This is a genomic window from Comamonas serinivorans, assembly GCF_002158865.1.
Classification (GTDB): domain Bacteria; phylum Pseudomonadota; class Gammaproteobacteria; order Burkholderiales; family Burkholderiaceae_C; genus Comamonas_E; species Comamonas_E serinivorans.
In genome coordinates this window covers 3100663-3118245 of record NZ_CP021455.1, presented here as the reverse complement: position 1 = coordinate 3118245, position 17583 = coordinate 3100663, and the positions used below count along the sequence as shown (strand labels likewise).

The following is a 17583-nucleotide window of genomic DNA, read 5'->3' as shown; positions in this document are numbered from 1 at the left end:
TGGCCGGGCCCTTCCTGGCCGGGCCGTTCCTGGCCGGGCCCTTCCTGGCCGGGCCGTTCCTGGCCGGGCCGTCCTGATGCAAGCGGTCTGGCGTCAGGCTGTCCGCGTGGGGCAGACCACCCGGCGCGGGCGTGGCATCGGGCGAAAGCCGCAGGCTGACGACATGTCCACCGGCGTGGCCGGGATCGGTCTGCACGCGGATGCGGTGATCGAACACGGCCTCCAGCGCGCGGTGGGTGTCGGCGTCGCCACACGGGCCCTGGTGGCGCAGTTGGCCCTGCCGCAGCACGACCAGCTCATCGGCCAGCAGGGCGATGTTCAGCTCGTGCAGCACGCTGACCACGGTTTTGCCCTGGGCGACCAGGCGGCGCACGATCTGCACCCAGTCGGCCTGGTGCGGGGGGTCCAGGTTGGCCAGCGGCTCGTCCATCAGCAGCACCTGGGCCTCGGTGGCCAGGGCGCGGGCCAGCAGCACGCGCTGGCGTTCACCACCCGACAGCTGGCTGAGTGCGCGGTCGCGCCAGGCAAGGGCGCCCACGGCGGCCAGCGACTGGGCCACGGCGCGCTCGTCGGCCGCGCTGGGCGGGGCCAGCCAAGGCTGGTGCGGCAGGCGGCCCAGCATGGCCACATCCCACACCGTGAGGTCTTCGGCGCCGCCCTGGCCTTGCGCCAGCCAGACCAGGTGGCGCGCGCGCGCACGCTCCGGCCAGTCGGCCAGCGGCTGGCCCTGCCAGTGGATGGCGCCCTGGGCGGGGCGCAGGCCGGCCAGGGTGGCCAGCAGGGTCGATTTGCCCGCGCCGTTCGGGCCGACCATGGCGGTCCAGCGGCCTGCGGGCAGTGCCAGGTCCAGGTCGCGGATCACCTCACGCCCATGGCGCGCACCGCCCAGCGTCACGTGCAGGCGATGCACCTGCAGGGCGGGCGCCGCAGCAACGGAAGAGGAGGTCGGGACAAGGGGCATGGCGCGGAGACAGGTCGGGCAGCACGGGCGCGCGGGTCAGGCCGGGGGCGGCCTGGGGACCAGGCACGCCGCCGGGGGCGAGCAGCACATGCTGCCGGCGATTGTCGCCGCTGTGCCGAGGGGCGCGCAGCGCGAGGTCGCCTGTGGTGAGGTGCGTGTCTCGGCGTGGTCGGTTTCCGGTGGCGTCAGCAGCCGGGTTCGTGCAGTCGCCCCCGCGGGGCAGCGGCCATGGGGGCTTCAGGCAAGATGCGCGCTTTGCCCGACCTGCGGGCGCGATGCCCTCGTCCGGCCCGTCACCTGGTGGCGCCCGCACCGATGGCCTGCGCCCACCCTGCCCACATGGATTCTTCCTGGACCGCTGACCTGGGTCAGCGCCTGCGCCGCCTGTTCTGGCTCAAGCTGATTGGCACCACCACCTGGACCTGGCTGTTTTTCGTGGGTTATTTCGAGTTGCTGCGCAACCCGACCGGGCCCGTGCACCTGGTGCCGCTGACGCCACTGGACCACTGGGTGAGCTTTCAGGGCTGGGCGCTGGTGCCGTACCTCTCGCTGTGGGTCTACGTGGGCGTGGCGCCGGGGTTGTTGCGCGACTTCCGCAGCCTGTTCGCCTACGGCCTGTGGTCGGGCGCCTTGTGCCTCACCGGGCTGGCGCTGTTCGCCCTCTGGCCCACCCAGATTCCGGCGCTGGGCGTGCCGGCCGACGCGCCGGCGCTGATGGCCGTGCTCAAGGGCGTGGATGCGGCCGGCAACGCCTGCCCGTCCATGCACGTCGCCATCTCGATGTTCACCGCGGCCTGGGTCGCGCACCTGCTGCGCCGCATCGGGGCGCCGGGCTGGCTGGCGGCCCTCAACTGGCTGTGGTTCGTGGCCATCGCCTACTCGACGCTGGCGGTGCGCCAGCACGTGGTGCTGGACGTGCTGGCCGGCGCGGCGCTGGGTGCGGTGTACGCCTGGGCATCGCTGCGCTGGCACCCGCGGCCCGACTGAGCCGCGCTGACGCAAAACCCTGCAGGGCGTGCCGCTATCATCCCCGCCAAGCACGACAGACTTCACCGCCTCATGAGCACGCTTCAAGAACTTCAGGCCCTGATCCAGGACAAATTCGACATCGACGCCGCCGCCATCGATCCCCAGGAATCGCTGCGCGAGAAGGGCCTGGACTCGCTGACCATCGTGGAGTTCGTGTTCGACGTGGAAGACCGCTACAAGATCTCGCTGCCCGACCAGAGTGACGACATCGAGACGCTGCAAGGCCTGGCCAACGCCGTGGACAAGGCCCTGGCCGAGAAGGCCGCCAGCGAAGGGCAAGGTTGAACCGCATGGCAGGCGTTGCCATCACCGGCCTGGGCGTCATCTCGCCGCATGGGCAGGACCTCGACACCCTGATGGCCGCCGTGCTGCGCGGCGAGTCGGCCATCCGCCCCGTGTTTCCCGAGCTGGCCAAGCCGGCGGCGGCCGCCACCATCGCGTTCGATCCGTCGCCCTGGCTCAGCAAGCTGCAGCTGGTCGGGCTAGACCGCGTGAGCCAGATGGCCGTGGCGGCGGCCTCGCTGGCGGTGCAGGACGCGGGCGGACTCGGTGACGTGGCGCCCGAACGCATCGGCGTGTATGGCGGCTGCGGCATGGGCGGCGCCGTGGCGCTGGAAAACGCCTACCGCGGCGGCATGGGCGGCAACGGCCGCGTGCCGCCGCTGACCATCCCCGCCTTCATGCCCAGCGCGCCCGCGTCGCACGTGGCCATGCGGCATGGCGCCAAAGGGCCGGTGCTCACCTATTCGATGGCCTGCGCCTCGGGCGCAGCGGCGCTGGCCGAGGCCGCCAAGGCCGTGGCCCTGGGCGAGGTCGACGTCGCCATCGCCGGTGGCGCCGAGGCGCTGATCGTGCCGGGCGTGGTGCTGGCCTGGCAGGCCATGATGACCCTGGCCGCGTTTGACGCGGGCGAGGCCGCGCGCTGTGTGCGGCCCTTTGCCCAGGCGCGCAGTGGCTTTGCGCTGGGCGAGGGCGCGGCTTTCGTCGTGCTCGAGTCGGCCGAGCGGGCCGCCGCCCGGGGCGCGCGCAGCCATGCGCGCCTGGCCGGCTGGGGCCACAGCTGCGACGCCACCCACCTGACCAAGCCCGATGCCGAGGGCCAGGCCCGCGCCTTGCGCGCCGCCCTGCGCCAGGCTGGGCTGCAGCCCGCCGACATCGGCTACTGCAACGCACACGGCACGGCCACGCGCGCGGGCGACGTGGTCGAGTGGCAGGCCCTGCAGCAGGTCTGGGGCGATGCCTTACCCGGTCTGAAGGTGAGCAGCACCAAGGCCCTGCACGGCCACCTGCTGGGCGCGGCCGGCGCACTCGAAGCCGTCATCACCATAGGCGCGCTGGTGCGCGGCCAGCTGCCGCCCAACGTCAATGGCCCTGTGGCTGGCGACAACGCCGGCGCGTCGGCCCAGCCCGGGACGGACCGCGCCACCGCCGCAGCGGGCGAGCCCGCGGGGGGCGAGGACCTTTCCCGGCTGAGCCCCAACGACCCCGACTGCCCCTTGAACCTGGTGCAACTCGGCGATCAGGCGGCACCCGATGTGCGCGCGGCGGTCAGCAGCTCGTTCGCCTTTGGCGGCAGCAACGTGGCCTTGGTGTTCGAACGCGCCTGAGCTGGGGTGATGGGGGTGAATCGGGGTATGGGCTGAATCCCGATGAGTCGCCAACGGGAAGTGCTGGATACTCTGTTAAAGCTTGCATGAGATATCGGGTTCGCCCATCGCCGCCGCCGGGTGTGCACACAGGTCCACGGCGCCCAGCGGCGACCGCCCACGCATCCTTCAGCAGGTGTTGATCGACGCCCAGAACCACCCGCTTCGACGGCGCCGACAGGGCGCGCGTGGCGATCAGCCCCGTCAGCGCGCGTGCCAGCGTGCGGCCAGCCGGGGCCAGACCAGGTTCAGGGCCAGGCCGCCCAGCACCAGGGCCGCAGCCAGCAGCTTCCAGCCCGGCAGGGGCTCGCCCAGCACCCAGACCGAGGTCGCGAGGCCGAAGATCGGCACCGTGAGCGCAAACGGGCTGATGCTGGCCGCCGGGTAGCGGCCCATCAGCCAGGCCCAGGCGCCGTAGCCCAGCATCGAGTTGCCCACGGATTGCCACAGCACCGCCAGCCAGGTCCAGCCGTCGGCCGCGTGCAGGCCATGCACGATGGCCGGCCAGCCGTCCAGCCACAGCGACAGGCCCAGCAGCGGCGGCACCGCAAACAGGGCCGACCACACCACGTAGGCCAGCGCGTTGGCGCCCGCGGCGGCCCGGCTGGCGATGTTGGCCATGGCCCAGCAGGCGGCCGCGATCAGGGTCAGCGTCACGCCCAGGGCCGTGGTGTGGCCGTCGGTGTGCAGCGCGATGATGCCGATGCCGACGGCGGCAATGGCCGTGGCCAGCGCCTGCGGCGCGCGGATGCGCTCGCCCGCCAGCAGCACGGCCAGCCCCATGGTGAAGAAGACCTGCGTCTGCACGACCACGGCCACCATGCCGGGCGAGATGAAGCGCGTGAGCGCGAAGAACACCAGCGCAAACTGGCCCACGCCGATGAGCAGCCCGTACAGCGCCAGGTTGCGCCACGGCACGGCGGGCCGGGGCAGCACGAACGCGAGCGGGAACGCCACCAGTGCAAAGCGCAGCGTGGCGAAGAGGAACGGCGGCAGCTTGGCCAGCCCCAGCTTCATCACCACGAAGTTGGTGCCCCAGATGAACGCCACGAGCAGCGCCAGCAGGGCGTGCCGAAGCGGCAGGCTGGCAACGGGGGCAGGCGATGCAGGCATAGGGCGGGGGCGCGGCGGCAGCGAACGAGGCGGTGAGGTGGCCTGGGTGTCGTTGCCTGGCTGCGGTGGGTTGGGTGATTGAAGATGGGGTATCAGGCAGTCGCCGTTTACATCAAAACGGCAGTGGCTGAATACCCTGTTGCATGCTTACTGTGACAAGGCGCGCAGCAGCTTCTGGCCTGCGCGGCCGTCCACGGTCATGCCCAGGCGCTGCTGCTCGGCGCGGATGGCCTCGCGGGTCTTGGCGCCGATCATGCCGTCGGGCTCGCCGATGGCGTGGCCCAGGCCCAAGAGGCGAATCTGCAGCTCGCGGTTTTGCGCGCGCGACAGGCCCGGGTCGTCGGTCGGCCAGGGCGTGACGAAGCCGACCTGGGCGCTGCGGCCCCCGATCACGTTCGCCAGCTGCGCGATGGCCAGCCCGTAGTTTTCCGAGGCGTTGTAGCTGTAGAGCGCATCGAAGTTGCGGCCCACGAGGAAGGCCGGGCCCCCGGCCGCCGGGATCATGAGGCCGGCGCTGTCCAGCGTGTCGGGCAGGGGCTGGCCGTTCACCAGCGTGAAGCCGGCGGCGCGCCACGTCGCCAGGGGCTTTTTGGCCTTGCGGCCCGCGCCGCGGGTGTCGAAGCCGCGGGGCACTTGCACCTCCCAGCCCCAGGGCTGGCCGGTGCGCCAGCCGGCGTTTTTCAGGAATTGCGCGGTCGAGGCCAGGGCGTCGGGCACCGAGTCGACGATGTCGCGCCGGCCGTCGCCGTCAAAGTCGACGGCGCTGCGGAAAAAGGTCGAGGGCATGAACTGCGTCTGCCCGAACGCGCCAGCCCAGGAGCCGCGCAGTTTGTCCTCGGTCATGTGGCCTTCCTGCAGGATGCGCAGCACCGCCGCGAATTCGCCGCTGAAGTAAGCCTGGCGGCGGCCGAAGCACGACAGCGTGGACAGCGATTGCACCAGCGAGCGTCCGCCCAGGTTTTGGCCGAAGTTGCTCTCCACGCCCCAGACGCCGACGACGATGTCGGCCGGCACGCCAAAGCGTTGTTCGATCTGGCGCAGCTCGTTCTGCCAGCGGGCGTAGCCGGCCTTGCCATCGGCCACGCGCTGCTCGTCGACCAGCATGGCCAGGTAGTCCCACACGGGCAGGCTGAACTCGGGCTGGCGGTTGAGCAGCGGCAGCACGGTGGCGTCGGGCGTCAGCGTGGCCGTGTAGCGGCGGAAGGTGTCGTCCGAGAGGTTGGCAAAGGCCTGGGTGTCCTGCAGCCGGGCCAGGCAGGCCTGGAATTCGGCCTGGCTCAGCACCGGTGGGGCCTCGGGACTGGGTGCGGCGGTCTGCGCGTGGGCGCCGCTGGCCAGGGCGGCGGCCAGCACGGCGGGTGCCCAGAAACGGTGAAGGCTCAGGGAACGGCGGGTGGGGAAGAGGGCTCGGTTGCGCATGCGCGGCACTATACGGGAGTGGGCATGCACCGATGGTCAGGCGGGCGTGGCCCGCAGAGGCGGCTGCCCGACCCGGCGGCCCACCGCAGTGGCTTGTCCTGCATGGGCGTGGATCGTGGAGCGATGGGCCGGTTCCGCCGCGCCCACGGCCCGCCCTGCGTGGCTCAGTGCAGCTGCGAACTGCCGGGTGCGGTGGGCGCCACGGTGAAGAAGCCGGTGCCCGTCGAGCCATGGCCGACTTCGGCTTCTGTGGCTTCGCGCACGTTCGCCACCCGCAGGTGCAGGCGCAGCGCGATGCCGGCCAGTGGGTGGTTGGCGTCCAGCACCACGTGTTCGGGGTAGATCTCGGTGATGGTGTAGAGGCCTTCGCGCGGCACGCTGGCGTCGATCGACGCAGGCAGGGCGATGCCCTCGATGGTCATGCCTTCTTCGATGCCAGCCGGCAGGCTGGCGCGTGGCACCAGCTGAACCAGCTCTTCGTCGTAATCGCCGAAAGCCTCTTCGGGCTCGAGGTGCAGGTGCAGCTCGGCGCCTTTGGCATGGCCTTGCAGCGCTTCCTGAACGCGGGGCAGCAGGTCGTCGCCGCCGACGAAGAATTCAACGGGCTCCTCGGTTTCGTCCAGGGTGTCGCCCAGGGTGTCTTGCAGTCGCCAGCTCAGGGCGACCACGCAGGGGGTGTGAATGTCCATGCCCTGGATTGTCGCAGCAGGGCGCCTGTCCGGCAGACCTTGGTCAGGCGCCCGGCCGGTGCAGCCTGGGTGTCCGGCGGGGCGTGCGGCATGCCTTGCGTGAGCTGCGCGATCTGCTCGGCAGGCGGCGTGGGCGAGCAGGCGGTGTGGCCTGGTTGCTTCTTTTCTGTGACAAATTGACACGTTAGGGTAGCGCGAAGGGCTTACTGGCGCGAGTCAGGCCCACACCGTGGGGTGCGGCGCCTATGCTGATTTAGAACTTCCGTCGCACCCGCCGGGTGTGTGCCACCTGCCACCGTCACTGCATGAAATTGTCACAGTCGTTGTCTCGCTGGCGCCTGCTGCTGGGTTGGCCGCATCGGGTGTCGGGCCGCTGGCCGCCCGCGTCCGCCGATGCCGCCCAGCCCGTGTACTCCGCCGGTCAGGCGGTGCAGCGCATCCCCGCCAACATCCGGGGCCGTGACTTTGCGGTCGGCGACATCCACGGCTGCTTCGACGAGCTGCAAGCGGCGTTGAACGAGATCGGCTTCGACACCCAATGTGACCGCTTGTTTGCCGTGGGCGACCTGGTCGATCGCGGGCCGCAGTCCCATGAGGTGCTGGCCTGGCTCGATGAGCCCTGGTTTTTTTCCGTGTGCGGCAACCACGACTACATGGCCTGGCGTGCGGCGGTGGGGCAGCCGTTTTCGCCGGTGGACCACCGGCGCCAAGGCGGCGAATGGCTGTCGGCGCTGAGCGCCACCGAGCGCGAGGCTGTGGCGCAGCGCCTGCAGGCGCTGCCGCTAGCCATCGAGGTGGCGACTTCGGCGGGTTGGGTGGGCCTGGTGCATGCCAGTTGCCCCGGCAACGACTGGCACGAGCTACGGCGGCTGAACCTGGCAGAGCTGGACAGCCCGCACAGCGATGCAGGCCAGTGCATGTGGTCCACACGCCGTGCCCTGACGGCGGACAGCAGCCGGGTGCGCAACATCCACGCCGTGATCCACGGCCACACCACCGTGGGCCGCCACCTGGTGTTGGGCAACGTGCACTTCATCGACACCGGGGGCTGGCGCCCGCATGGCTACTTCACGCTGCTCGACCTCGAGCGCCTGGCGCCCGCCGCGCGCGTCACGCGGAGCAGCATGCTGCCCGCGTAGCCTGGGTGCCTTCTCCGTTTGCACCTGTCAGGCACGGCTTGGTGAGAGGAGGTCTTCGACCCTCAGGCGCTTGTCGGCCATCCCGCTGAATCGCTGCAGGCACGATCCGATGGGGCGGCGGCAGCCTTCCAGCCGCCGCAGTGGCGCAGCGGCATCGGGTGTCATTCGGGTGATGTGTGGATCGAGGCGCGGTGCGAAAGCCTCAGCCTTCGAGCGTCGACCAGAGGGTCTGCGGTTGTGGATGCCACAGGCGCTCGCATCGCAGGCTGTTCCGAGCGTTGATCTCCAGGCGACGGCCTGGCGCCGCATGGCTCAACGATTCGACCCACCGAATACTTGAGCGATTTGGTGGGACTTGGTGTATACTTGAGTAAATCGCTCGGGAACTCGCTCACCGATTGAGTCAGCCCGATATTGGGATTTTCCCATGATTGCCGCCGTGCGTGGTTGCGCGGCGGCAATCAGGTCTTCAAGGAGCCTTCATGCGCCTGACCACGAAAGGTCGTTTTGCCGTGACTGCCATGATCGACCTCGCCTTGCGCGAGGCCGGTGGCCCCGTCACGCTCGCGGCCATCAGCCAACGCCAGCAGATTTCGCTGTCGTACCTCGAGCAACTGTTCGGCAAGCTGCGCCGCCATGCCTTGGTCGAGTCGACCCGTGGCCCCGGCGGCGGTTATTCGCTGGGTCGTGACGCCGATTCCATCACCGTGGCCGACATCATCAGCTCGGTGGACGAGCCCCTGGACGCCACGCAATGCGGCGGCAAGGAAAATTGCCTGGGCGACGGCCGCCGCTGCATGACGCATGACCTGTGGACCGCGCTGAACGCCAAGATGGTCGAGTTCCTCGAGTCCGTCACCCTGCAACAGCTGGTCGACAAGCAGCTGGCCAGCGGCGTGCAGGTCGAGGCCAAGCCCTTGGTCAAACGCGCGATCTCGGCCGAGCCCGTGATCAAACCCATCCAGGTCAACGCCCCCAATTCGGTGTTTGCCCTGGGTGGCAAGTTTTGAGTCGGCTGTGATCCACGCGGCCCATTCGCAATGGTAATGCTGCAGTGCAGCAAAACAAGAAGCACACACGATGTCTGACACCCCTCACTTCCCCATTTACATGGACTACGCCGCCACCACCCCCGTGGACCCGCGCGTGGTGGACGCCATGATCCCCTGGCTGCGCGAGCACTTTGGCAACCCGGCCAGCCGCAGCCATGCCTGGGGCTGGGAAGCCGAGAAGGCGGTGGAAGATGCGCGGGGCTACGTGGCCGACCTGATCGGGGCCGACCCGCGTGAAGTCATCTGGACCAGCGGCGCGACCGAGTCCGACAACCTCGCCATCAAGGGCGCGGCCCAGTTCTACAAGACCAAGGGCAAGCACCTGATCACGGTGAAGACCGAGCACAAGGCCGTGCTGGACACCATGCGCGAGATGGAGCGCCAGGGGTTCGAGGTCACCTACATGGACGTGCAGGAAGATGGTCTGCTGAACCTCGAGGCCTTCAAGGCCGCGATCCGTCCAGACACCATCCTGGCCAGCGTCATGCACGTCAACAACGAGACGGGGGTCATCCAGGACATCGCCGCCATCGGCAAGATCTGCCGTGAACACGGTGTGATCTTCCACGTCGATGCCGCGCAATCCACGGGCAAGGTCGAGATCGACCTCAAGAACCTGCCCGTCGACCTGATGAGCCTGGCCTCGCACAAGATCTACGGCCCCAAGGGCATTGGCGCGCTGTACGTGCGCCGCAAACCGCGCGTGCGCATCGAGGCGCAGATGCACGGTGGCGGTCACGAACGCGGCATGCGTTCGGGCACCTTGCCCACGCACCAGATCGTGGGCATGGGCGAAGCCTACCGCCTGGCCAAGCTCGAAATGGCCAAGGACAACGAACACGCCTGGGCGCTGCACAACCGCCTGGTCGACGGCCTCAAGGATGTGGAGCAGGTGTTCCTCAACGGCCATGCCACGCAGCGCGTGCCGCAGAACATCAACATGAGCTTCAACTTCGTCGAAGGCGAGTCGCTCATCATGGGCATCAAGGGCCTGGCGGTGTCGAGCGGGTCGGCCTGCACCTCGGCCAGCCTGGAGCCCAGCTACGTGCTGCGCGCCCTGGGCCGCAGCGATGAGCTGGCGCATTCCAGCCTGCGCATGACCATCGGCCGGTTCTCGACCGAGCAGGACATCGACTACGCGATCGAGGCCATCCGCGCCAACGTCGACAAGCTGCGCGAGCTGTCGCCGCTGTGGGAGATGTACAAGGATGGCGTGGACCTGTCCACCATCCAGTGGGCCGCCCACTGACGCGGTTCAGGATCGCACACTGACACCAGCCGTTGCCCGCGCTGAACCTGGCGCCCCGCAACGGCATCCAAACAACACGAACTCACGACACAGCAAAGGAGCCCGTCATGGCTTACTCAGACAAAGTGGTTGACCACTACGAAAACCCCCGCAACGTCGGCTCGTTCGACAAGGGCGATGACACGGTCGGCACCGGCATGGTGGGTGCGCCCGCCTGCGGCGACGTGATGAAGCTGCAGATCAAGGTGAACCCGCAGACCGGCGTCATCGAAGATGCACGCTTCAAGACCTACGGCTGCGGCTCGGCCATTGCGTCGAGCTCGCTGGTCACCGAGTGGGTCAAGGGCAAGACGCTGGACGAAGCGGCAGCGCTGAAGAACAGCGTGATTGCCGAAGAACTGGCCCTGCCGCCCGTGAAGATCCACTGCTCCATCCTGGCCGAGGACGCGATCAAGGCCGCGGTGGACGACTACCGCAAGAAGCAAGTCACCGCTTGATGCAGTATGGGCCTGTTGCCGTTCAAGGCTGAACGGCAACAGGCTGATACTCTGCTTCATTTGATTTTTCGCGCCAACCGCATGTCCTGCATGCCCAGCGCCTGCATTCGCCGAGCTTTCCCATGTCCGTCACCCTGTCTCAATCCGCCGCACGCCACGTGAACCGCTACCTGTCCAGGCGCGGCAAGGGCGTGGGCGTGCGCCTGGGCGTCAAGACCACGGGCTGCTCGGGCCTGGCCTACCAGCTCGAGTACGTGGACGAAGCGATCCCGGAAGACGTGATGTTCGAAACCCAGGGCATCAAGTTGTTCATCGATCCCAAGAGCCTGGCCTACCTGGACGGCACCGAGCTGGACTTCGTGCGCGAGGGCCTGAACGAAGGCTTCAAGTTCAACAACCCCAACGAGCGCGACCGCTGCGGCTGCGGCGAGAGCTTCCGTGTCTGACACGGCCGTCGACGACGGTCCGCTGGCCAAGACCACGGTGCGCGTGACCATCGACAACGAGCGCGATGTGATGGCGGTCAACGCCTGGTTGGGCCGCTGGGGCCCGAAGCTGCGCTTGTCCGACAACCAGGGCTGCGGCTGCTGCCTGGACGTGTGGGACGTGCAAGGCCCGCGGCAGGCGTTGAACGACCTGCCGGCGGCCTTGCGCAGCGCCGTCTGTGACGCCTGAGCGTGCGCGCCAGCCCTTTTCTGAAGTGATGGCATGAACCTGCAATCCAACGACTTCGAGCTGTTCGGCCTGCCCGAGCGGTTCACGCAAGACGTCCAGGCGATCGATGCGCGCTGGAAGGCCTTGCAGCGCGAAACCCACCCCGACCGCTTTGCCGCGCAGGGCGCAGCGGCGCAACGCGTGGCCATGCAGTGGTCGGTGCGGGTGAACGAAGCGCACCAGCGCCTCAAGGACCCGCAACGGCGGGCGGCTTACCTGTGCGAGCTGCATGGCGCCGCCATCGACGCCGAGCACAACACGGCCATGCCGCCGGCCTTCCTCATGCAGCAGATGAGCTGGCGAGAGGCGCTGGATGACGCCGAGTCGGCCGCGGCCGTGCAGGAGATCGCGGCCGAGGTGGAGCAGACGCGTGCAGGGGTATTGGCCCAACTCGCTGGTTTGCTGGACGAGGCGAGTGATTACCCCGCGGCAGCGGCGCAGGTGCGGGTGCTGATGTTTCTGGACAAGTTTCTGCGCGACCTGCGGGGACGCGCCCACACGCTGGCTCAAGCCGCACGGGCCTGAGTCGTCTCGCGGCTTGGCCGGCCAGCGGCCGGCCAAGTCGATCACCGACAATCGCGGGTTGGCCTGCTCGCAGCGGCGCGGGCCCCTTTGAATTCAGTTGAAAGGCCTGTGCGCGCCCCTGGCACGCGCTGGCATGTTGCATGGCACTTCTACAAATCTCCGAACCGGGGCAGGCCCCCAACCCGCACGAACGGCGCATCGCCGTCGGCATCGACCTGGGCACCACGCATTCGCTGGTGGCAGCGGTGCGCCACGGCGTGGCCGAATGCCTGCCCGACGAAGCCGGCCAGGTGCTGCTGCCTTCGGTGGTGCGGTATCTGCCAGGCAACAAGCGCTTGATCGGCCACGCCGCGCAAGCCCCGGCCGGCGATGAGCAAGAAGCCGCCAACACCATCGCCTCGGTCAAGCGCCTGATGGGGCGCAGCCTGGCCGATGTGCAGCAGGCCAGCGGCCACCTGAGCTACCGCCTGGTGGACCAGCCCGGCATGGTGGCGGTCGACACCGTGCACGGCCTCAAGTCGCCGGTCGAAGTCAGCGCCGAAATCCTGGCCACCTTGCGCCAACGGGCGGAAGACAGTTTCGACGACGAGCTGTATGGCGCCGTCATCACCGTGCCGGCGTACTTCGACGATGCGCAGCGCCAGGCGACCAAGGACGCCGCGCAACTGGCCGGTCTGAATGTCCTGCGCCTCATCAACGAGCCCACGGCCGCCGCCATCGCCTATGGCCTGGACAACGCGGCCGAGGGGGTGTATGCGGTGTTCGACCTGGGCGGCGGCACCTTCGACGTGTCCATCCTCCGCCTGTCGCAGGGCGTGTTCGAGGTGATGGCCACGGCCGGGGATTCGGCGCTGGGTGGCGACGACTACGATGCCGCGCTGCGGCACTGGGCCGTGGCGCAGACCGGGCAGAGCGAGGCCACGGCGGACGAACGCCTGGCCCAGCTGGCTGCCGCACGTCAGGCCAAAGAGGCCCTGACCGAGGCGCTGGCGACCGACATGCACTGGCCGCGCCACGGTGGCACCGTGACGTTGAAGGTCACACGCGAGGCCTTCGAAGCCGCGACCCAAGCGCTCACGGCGCGTTGCCTGCGTGTGTTGCACGCGGCCATGGCCGACGCCAATCTGGCCGTGGACGACGTGGCGCAGGTGGTGATGGTGGGCGGTGCCACGCGCATGCCGCAAATCCGTGCGGCTGTGGCCCAGGTGTTTGGCCGGCCGCCGCTGACGGACCTGAATCCCGACGAGGTGGTGGCGCTGGGCGCGGCCGTGCAGGCCAACCAGCTCGCCGGCAACAACCCCGATGGCGAGCTGTTGCTGCTCGACGTGATTCCGCTGTCGCTGGGGCTGGAAACCATGGGCGGCCTGGTCGAGCGCATCGTGCCGCGCAACCAGACCATCCCCACGGCCATGGCGCAGGACTTCACCACCTACCAGGACGGCCAGACCGCGCTGGCGCTGCACGTGGTGCAGGGCGAGCGCGACCTGGTGGCCGATTGCCGCAGCCTCGCGCGGTTCGAGTTGCGCGGCATCCCGCCCATGGCGGCCGGGGCGGCGCGCATCCGCGTCACCTTCACGGTCGATGCCGACGGCTTGCTCAGCGTGGATGCGCGCGAGACCACCAGCGGCGTCGAGGCGCGCATCGACGTGAAGCCCTCGTATGGCCTCAGCGATGAGCAGATCGCCCAGATGCTGCAGGACGGCTTTGCCACGGCGCAAGCCGACATGGCGGCGCGCGCCCTGGTCGAGGCCAAGGTGGATGCGGATCGCCTGCTCATGGCCACCGAAAGCGCCTTGGCGGCCGACGGCCAGCTGCTGCAGGACGATGAGCGCGCGGCCATCGACCGCCTGTTGGCCCAGTTGAGGCAGACCATGCTGGCCGACGACGCCACGGCTGCCGCCATCGAAGCCGCGAGCGAGGCGCTGGCCAAGGGCACCGAAGCCTTTGCCGCCGAGCGCATGAACCAGAACATCCAGAAGGCCCTGGCTGGCAAGTCCATCCAGTCGCTGTAAATCCACGTCCGCCATGCCAACGATCAAGATTCTTCCGCACCACGAGTATTGCCCCGAGGGCAAGGAAATCACAGCGCCAGCCGGCACATCCCTGTGCGAGGCGATGCTGGAAAACGGGGTCGAGATGGAGCACGCCTGTGAGATGGTGTGCGCCTGCACCACCTGCCACGTGGTGGTGAAGGCGGGCTACGACTCGCTGTCCGAGCCCGAGGAAAACGAAGAGGACATGCTGGACCGCGCCTGGGGGCTGCAGCCGACCTCGCGCCTGTCGTGTCAGGCCATCCTGGGCCAGCAGGACGTGACCATCGAGATCCCCAAGTACTCGGTCAACCACGCCAAGGAAAACCATTGACCCGCGGCCGGGTCACCTGCAGGAGCCGCTTCGCATGAGTCGACAGATCGTCCTCGATACCGAAACCACCGGCTTGTACGCCGAGGGGGGCGACCGCCTGCTCGAGCTGGGGTGCGTGGAGCTGGTGGGCCGCAAGCTCACCGGCAACAACCTGCACCTCTACATCAACCCGGAGCGCGACAGCCACGAGGAAGCGCTGCGCGTGCACGGCATCACGACCGAGTTCCTGCGCGACAAGCCCAAGTTCGCCGAGGTGGCGCGGCAGATCGTCGACTACATCGCAGGCGCAGAGCTCATCATCCACAACGCGCCGTTCGACGTGGGCTTCCTCAACGCCGAGTTCGCCCGCTTGAAGCTGGGCCGGGTCAGCGACCACGTGAGCGGCGTGGTCGACACGCTGGTCATGGCCAAGGAACTGTTCCCAGGCAAGCGCAACAGCCTCGATGCGCTGTGCGACCGGCTGGAGGTGGACAACTCGGGCCGCACCCTGCACGGCGCCTTGCTCGATGCCGAGTTGCTGGCTGACGTCTACATCAACATGACGCGCGGCCAGAACGCGCTGATGCTCGATGGCGACGACGACAGTGTCAGCGAAGCACGGCGCGTCGTTCGCGTGGACCTGAGCCAGTACGTGTTGCCCGTGCTGCGGGCGAACGAAGCCGAACTCGCTGCACACGCCAGCGTGCTGGCGCAGATCGACAAGGCCAGTGGCCAGCAAACGCTTTGGAAAATCTTTGAGCCGGTTGCTTGAAGCGGCTTTTTTATGCCATAATCCAATCTTTCAGCGAGCGAGAAGCTTCCTTGAATGAACGCACTGCAGCAGTTGAGCGGTGCAGGGTCCGGTTGACTTGTCAATTGAGCACCCAGCAAGGCAAAAGCGGCGTTCAACCAGCTGAAATGGGGTGATTAGCTCAGCGGTAGAGCACTGCCTTCACACGGCAGGGGTCACATGTTCGATCCATGTATCACCCACCAGTTTTTGCGGTTTGGCGCATGACACACAGGTGTTGCCAGGCCCACAGTTTCTGTCAGGTTACTGTGCCCTTCCCGAAAGGGCTGCGCGGCGACCGAAGACACCGGGTGATTAGCTCAGCGGTAGAGCACTGCCTTCACACGGCAGGGGTCACATGTTCGATCCATGTATCACCCACCACATTTTTGGGGCTTGGCGGAAACGCCGAGCCCTTTTGCTTTGGCTTTTTGCAAAGGGCCACCGGGGTCTCCCTCGATTCACCGGTGGGCCGCGTGAGGACAGGCAGCATGAGCGACATCGACACCGCACTGCGCACGCAGTTGCACGTTCTGGAAGCCGAAATGCAGGCAGCCGGGCTCTGGGACGCCACACCGCCCTCGGATGAGGCCCTGCAGTCCAGCGTGCCGTTCATGTTCGACACCTTGCGCATCGAGCAGTGGCTGCAGTGGGTGTTCGTGCCGCGCATGCATGCGCTGCTGGACGCGCAGGCGGCCTTGCCAGCCAAGTGCGACATTCACCCGCTGGCCGAGTACGAGTGGCAGGGCAAGGCCCTGACGCCGTGGCCCGCGCGCGTGCTCGCGTGCCTGCAGCAGATCGACGCCATGCTTTCGGCTCAAGGCGCCTCGCACTGACAGGCCTCACGGGCCCAGGGCCCGTGTCGTGGGTGTGCAAGGCCAGGCCGGGCGTGGAAGCCAGTCAGCGCACAGCGGCGCCTGCTTCGTTCGACGTCGGCTTTCATCGTTTTTCGTGCATGGGTATACAGCCATGGTCGTTGCCAATGTCGACGATGTGGCTGGATACTTCATTTCATTGCGCGTCACGCGCACAGCAGTTCATGACCCATTCCACATCGCCTGCGCTGAGCCTCGCCGCGGCAAGCGCTTCGGCAGGCCATTCGGCGAGCGCGACGGCTGATCTCGCCGTCGATACCTCGGCGCACCCGGCGCGGCCCTGGCTCGCCATCGTGGCGCTGGCGCTCGGCGCCTTCGTCTTCAACACCAGCGAATTCGTGCCTGTGGGCCTGCTCAGCGACATCGGTGCCAGCTTCGGCATGCCGACCGAGCACGTGGGCCTGATGCTGACCATCTACGCCTGGACCGTGGCGCTCACCTCGCTGCCCTTCATGCTGCTGACCAAGAACGTCGAGCGGCGCAAGCTGCTGCTCGGGGTGTTCGCGGTGTTCATCGTCAGCCACGTGGTGTCGGGCTTGGCGTGGGACTTCACCTCGCTCATGGCGGGACGGCTGGGCGTGGCCATTTCGCATGCGGTGTTCTGGTCCATCACGGCGTCGCTGGCCGTGCGCGTTGCGCCGCCCGGCAAGCGGGCGCAGGCCCTGAGCCTGCTGGCCACCGGCACGTCCATGGCGATGGTGCTGGGCATTCCGCTGGGCCGCGTGGTGGGGCAGGCGCTGGGCTGGCGCACCACCTTCCTGCTGATCGGTGCGGTGGCCTTGCTGGTCATGCTGTGCCTGCGCGTGCTGCTGCCCCGGCTGCCGTCCGAGAACGTAGGCTCGGCGCGCAGCGTGCCCGTGCTGTTCAAGCGGCCGGCGCTGGTGGCGCTCTACGTGTTGACGGCCGTGTTCGTGACGGCCCAGTTCACCACCTACAGCTACATCGAGCCCTTTGTGCAAGAGGTGGCGGGCCAGAGCGCCGGCGTGACGACCACGGTGCTGCTGCTGTTCGGCGGCATGGGCGTGATCGGCAGCTTGCTGTTCAGCTGGCTGGGCATGGGGCATCCGCGTGCCTTCCTGCTGACGGCGATTGGCGTGCTGGCGCTGTGTCTGCTGAGCCTGCGGGCCGTGGCGCCGCATGCGCCGGCGCTGTATGTGATGGCCTCGATCTGGGGCGTGGCCATGATTTGCTTCGCGTTGTCCCTGCAGTCCAAGGTGCTGCGCCTGGCGTCGGACGCCACGGACGTCGCCATGTCGCTGTTCTCGGGCATCTTCAACATCGGCATCGGTGCCGGCGCCTTGCTCGGCAGCCAGGTCAGCCTGCACTGGGGCATGGCCTACATCGGCTGGGTGGGCGGCGCGCTGGCCCTGCTGGCCCTGGCCTGGTGCGCGTTCAGCCTGTGGCGCTGGTCGCACAACTTCGTGCTGCCACCCGGCGAACGGGCGGCCGCGCCGGTTGGCCATTGAGGCTGATGAGCTGTTGACCGGTTGATGTGCAGGTGGATGCAGTATCGGCTCATCTGCGTTTTTTGATCAACGGCAG

18 protein-coding genes, 2 tRNA genes and 1 pseudogene are annotated in these 17583 nt (G+C 68.2%); 17 read left to right on the top strand and 4 right to left on the bottom strand.

The annotated features are described in order from the left end of the window. Positions 1–193: 193 nt before the first annotated feature. Positions 194–961 (bottom strand): annotated as a pseudogene (locus CCO03_RS20445) (ABC transporter ATP-binding protein); the annotation flags it as partial. A 339-nt stretch (positions 962–1300) separates the two neighbouring features. Here CCO03_RS20445 and CCO03_RS13200 point away from each other — a divergent pair. The 3 genes from CCO03_RS13200 to CCO03_RS13190 all read left to right on the top strand — a co-directional run bounded on the left by CCO03_RS13200 (position 1301) and on the right by CCO03_RS13190 (position 3597). Next, positions 1301–1948 (top strand): phosphatase PAP2 family protein, encoded by a 648-nt coding sequence (locus CCO03_RS13200; RefSeq protein ID WP_236903807.1) that lies wholly within the window; start codon positions 1301–1303, stop codon positions 1946–1948. Between the two features lie 72 nt (positions 1949–2020). After that, positions 2021–2275, top strand: coding sequence for an acyl carrier protein (locus tag CCO03_RS13195; protein WP_087281753.1), 255 nt, complete (start codon positions 2021–2023; stop codon positions 2273–2275). Between the two features lie 5 nt (positions 2276–2280). Then, the gene (locus CCO03_RS13190; protein WP_087281751.1) at positions 2281–3597 is read left to right on the top strand and encodes a beta-ketoacyl-[acyl-carrier-protein] synthase family protein; all 1317 of its coding nucleotides are present in this window, start codon (positions 2281–2283) and stop codon (positions 3595–3597) included. A 243-nt stretch (positions 3598–3840) separates the two neighbouring features. On the opposite strand, the gene CCO03_RS13185 is transcribed toward CCO03_RS13190, so the two are convergent. From CCO03_RS13185 to CCO03_RS13175, 3 genes are all read right to left on the bottom strand, one after another. Next, positions 3841–4719 (bottom strand): EamA family transporter, encoded by an 879-nt coding sequence (locus tag CCO03_RS13185; RefSeq protein ID WP_205690407.1) that lies wholly within the window; start codon positions 4717–4719, stop codon positions 3841–3843. Positions 4720–4896: 177 nt separating this feature from the next. Continuing rightward, on the bottom strand, positions 4897–6102 hold the full coding sequence (locus tag CCO03_RS13180) for a lytic murein transglycosylase (protein WP_236903804.1): 1206 nt from the start codon (positions 6100–6102) through the stop codon (positions 4897–4899). 230 nt (positions 6103–6332) lie between these two features. Next, on the bottom strand, positions 6333–6857 hold the full coding sequence (locus tag CCO03_RS13175) for an FKBP-type peptidyl-prolyl cis-trans isomerase (RefSeq protein ID WP_087281744.1): 525 nt from the start codon (positions 6855–6857) through the stop codon (positions 6333–6335). Between the two features lie 305 nt (positions 6858–7162). Here CCO03_RS13175 and CCO03_RS13170 point away from each other — a divergent pair, with 305 nt between their 5' ends. The 14 genes from CCO03_RS13170 (at position 7163) to CCO03_RS13105 (ending at position 17507) form a co-directional block, all read left to right on the top strand. Further along, positions 7163–7996 carry a metallophosphoesterase gene (locus tag CCO03_RS13170; RefSeq protein ID WP_087281742.1) on the top strand — a complete coding sequence of 278 codons (834 nt, stop codon included), beginning with the start codon at positions 7163–7165 and terminating at the stop codon, positions 7994–7996. Between the two features lie 482 nt (positions 7997–8478). Beyond that, positions 8479–9006 carry a Fe-S cluster assembly transcriptional regulator IscR gene (gene iscR / locus CCO03_RS13165; protein WP_087281739.1) on the top strand — a complete coding sequence of 176 codons (528 nt, stop codon included), beginning with the start codon at positions 8479–8481 and terminating at the stop codon, positions 9004–9006. Positions 9007–9076: 70 nt separating this feature from the next. Beyond that, a complete protein-coding gene (locus CCO03_RS13160) occupies positions 9077–10297 on the top strand; it encodes an IscS subfamily cysteine desulfurase (RefSeq protein ID WP_087281737.1) in 1221 nt (406 codons plus the stop codon). Positions 10298–10404: 107 nt separating this feature from the next. After that, on the top strand, positions 10405–10794 hold the full coding sequence (gene iscU, locus CCO03_RS13155) for a Fe-S cluster assembly scaffold IscU (RefSeq protein ID WP_087281735.1): 390 nt from the start codon (positions 10405–10407) through the stop codon (positions 10792–10794). Positions 10795–10916: 122 nt separating this feature from the next. Next, positions 10917–11240: an iron-sulfur cluster assembly protein IscA gene (gene iscA, locus CCO03_RS13150; RefSeq protein ID WP_087281733.1), complete on the top strand. Its 324-nt coding sequence runs from the start codon at positions 10917–10919 to the stop codon at positions 11238–11240. Continuing rightward, positions 11233–11469 carry a hypothetical protein gene (locus CCO03_RS13145; RefSeq protein ID WP_087281731.1) on the top strand — a complete coding sequence of 79 codons (237 nt, stop codon included), beginning with the start codon at positions 11233–11235 and terminating at the stop codon, positions 11467–11469. The genes iscA and CCO03_RS13145 overlap by 8 nt, the downstream gene beginning before the upstream one ends. Before the next feature lie 33 nt (positions 11470–11502). Then, positions 11503–12033, top strand: a complete 531-nt coding sequence (hscB, locus tag CCO03_RS13140) for a Fe-S protein assembly co-chaperone HscB (RefSeq protein ID WP_087281729.1) — start codon at positions 11503–11505, stop codon at positions 12031–12033. 140 nt (positions 12034–12173) lie between these two features. Then, on the top strand, positions 12174–14045 hold the full coding sequence (hscA, locus tag CCO03_RS13135; RefSeq protein ID WP_087281727.1) for a Fe-S protein assembly chaperone HscA: 1872 nt from the start codon (positions 12174–12176) through the stop codon (positions 14043–14045). A 13-nt stretch (positions 14046–14058) separates the two neighbouring features. Further along, positions 14059–14397 (top strand): ISC system 2Fe-2S type ferredoxin, encoded by a 339-nt coding sequence (gene fdx, locus CCO03_RS13130; protein ID WP_087281725.1) that lies wholly within the window; start codon positions 14059–14061, stop codon positions 14395–14397. Positions 14398–14431: 34 nt separating this feature from the next. Further along, on the top strand, positions 14432–15148 hold the full coding sequence (dnaQ, locus tag CCO03_RS13125) for a DNA polymerase III subunit epsilon (RefSeq protein WP_087281723.1): 717 nt from the start codon (positions 14432–14434) through the stop codon (positions 15146–15148). A 149-nt stretch (positions 15149–15297) separates the two neighbouring features. Continuing rightward, a tRNA-Val gene (locus tag CCO03_RS13120) sits at positions 15298–15372 on the top strand. A gap of 103 nt (positions 15373–15475) precedes the next feature. Then, positions 15476–15550: transfer RNA gene (locus CCO03_RS13115), tRNA-Val, on the top strand. 107 nt (positions 15551–15657) lie between these two features. Further along, entirely contained in the window at positions 15658–16002 is a 345-nt protein-coding gene (locus CCO03_RS13110) for a YqcC family protein (RefSeq protein ID WP_087281721.1), read from the top strand. A gap of 203 nt (positions 16003–16205) precedes the next feature. Next, positions 16206–17507, top strand: a complete 1302-nt coding sequence (locus tag CCO03_RS13105; RefSeq protein ID WP_087281719.1) for a sugar transporter — start codon at positions 16206–16208, stop codon at positions 17505–17507. Positions 17508–17583 lie beyond the last annotated feature (76 nt).

What these genes read in the sequence shown, in the direction of transcription:
- iscA (WP_087281733.1), top strand. Translation starts at nt 10,917, where the DNA reads ATGTCCGTCACCCTGTCTCAATCCGCCGCACGCCACGTGAACCGCTAC.
- CCO03_RS13105 (WP_087281719.1), top strand. Translation starts at nt 16,206, where the DNA reads ATGACCCATTCCACATCGCCTGCGCTGAGCCTCGCCGCGGCAAGCGCT.
- CCO03_RS13110 (WP_087281721.1), top strand. Translation starts at nt 15,658, where the DNA reads ATGAGCGACATCGACACCGCACTGCGCACGCAGTTGCACGTTCTGGAA.
- CCO03_RS13195 (WP_087281753.1), top strand. Translation starts at nt 2,021, where the DNA reads ATGAGCACGCTTCAAGAACTTCAGGCCCTGATCCAGGACAAATTCGAC.
- CCO03_RS13170 (WP_087281742.1), top strand. Translation starts at nt 7,163, where the DNA reads ATGAAATTGTCACAGTCGTTGTCTCGCTGGCGCCTGCTGCTGGGTTGG.
- CCO03_RS13160 (WP_087281737.1), top strand. Translation starts at nt 9,077, where the DNA reads ATGTCTGACACCCCTCACTTCCCCATTTACATGGACTACGCCGCCACC.
- CCO03_RS13175 (WP_087281744.1), bottom strand. Translation starts at nt 6,857, where the DNA reads ATGGACATTCACACCCCCTGCGTGGTCGCCCTGAGCTGGCGACTGCAA.
- CCO03_RS13190 (WP_087281751.1), top strand. Translation starts at nt 2,281, where the DNA reads ATGGCAGGCGTTGCCATCACCGGCCTGGGCGTCATCTCGCCGCATGGG.
- fdx (WP_087281725.1), top strand. Translation starts at nt 14,059, where the DNA reads ATGCCAACGATCAAGATTCTTCCGCACCACGAGTATTGCCCCGAGGGC.
- iscU (WP_087281735.1), top strand. Translation starts at nt 10,405, where the DNA reads ATGGCTTACTCAGACAAAGTGGTTGACCACTACGAAAACCCCCGCAAC.
- dnaQ (WP_087281723.1), top strand. Translation starts at nt 14,432, where the DNA reads ATGAGTCGACAGATCGTCCTCGATACCGAAACCACCGGCTTGTACGCC.
- hscA (WP_087281727.1), top strand. Translation starts at nt 12,174, where the DNA reads ATGGCACTTCTACAAATCTCCGAACCGGGGCAGGCCCCCAACCCGCAC.
- CCO03_RS13200 (WP_236903807.1), top strand. Translation starts at nt 1,301, where the DNA reads ATGGATTCTTCCTGGACCGCTGACCTGGGTCAGCGCCTGCGCCGCCTG.
- iscR (WP_087281739.1), top strand. Translation starts at nt 8,479, where the DNA reads ATGCGCCTGACCACGAAAGGTCGTTTTGCCGTGACTGCCATGATCGAC.
- hscB (WP_087281729.1), top strand. Translation starts at nt 11,503, where the DNA reads ATGAACCTGCAATCCAACGACTTCGAGCTGTTCGGCCTGCCCGAGCGG.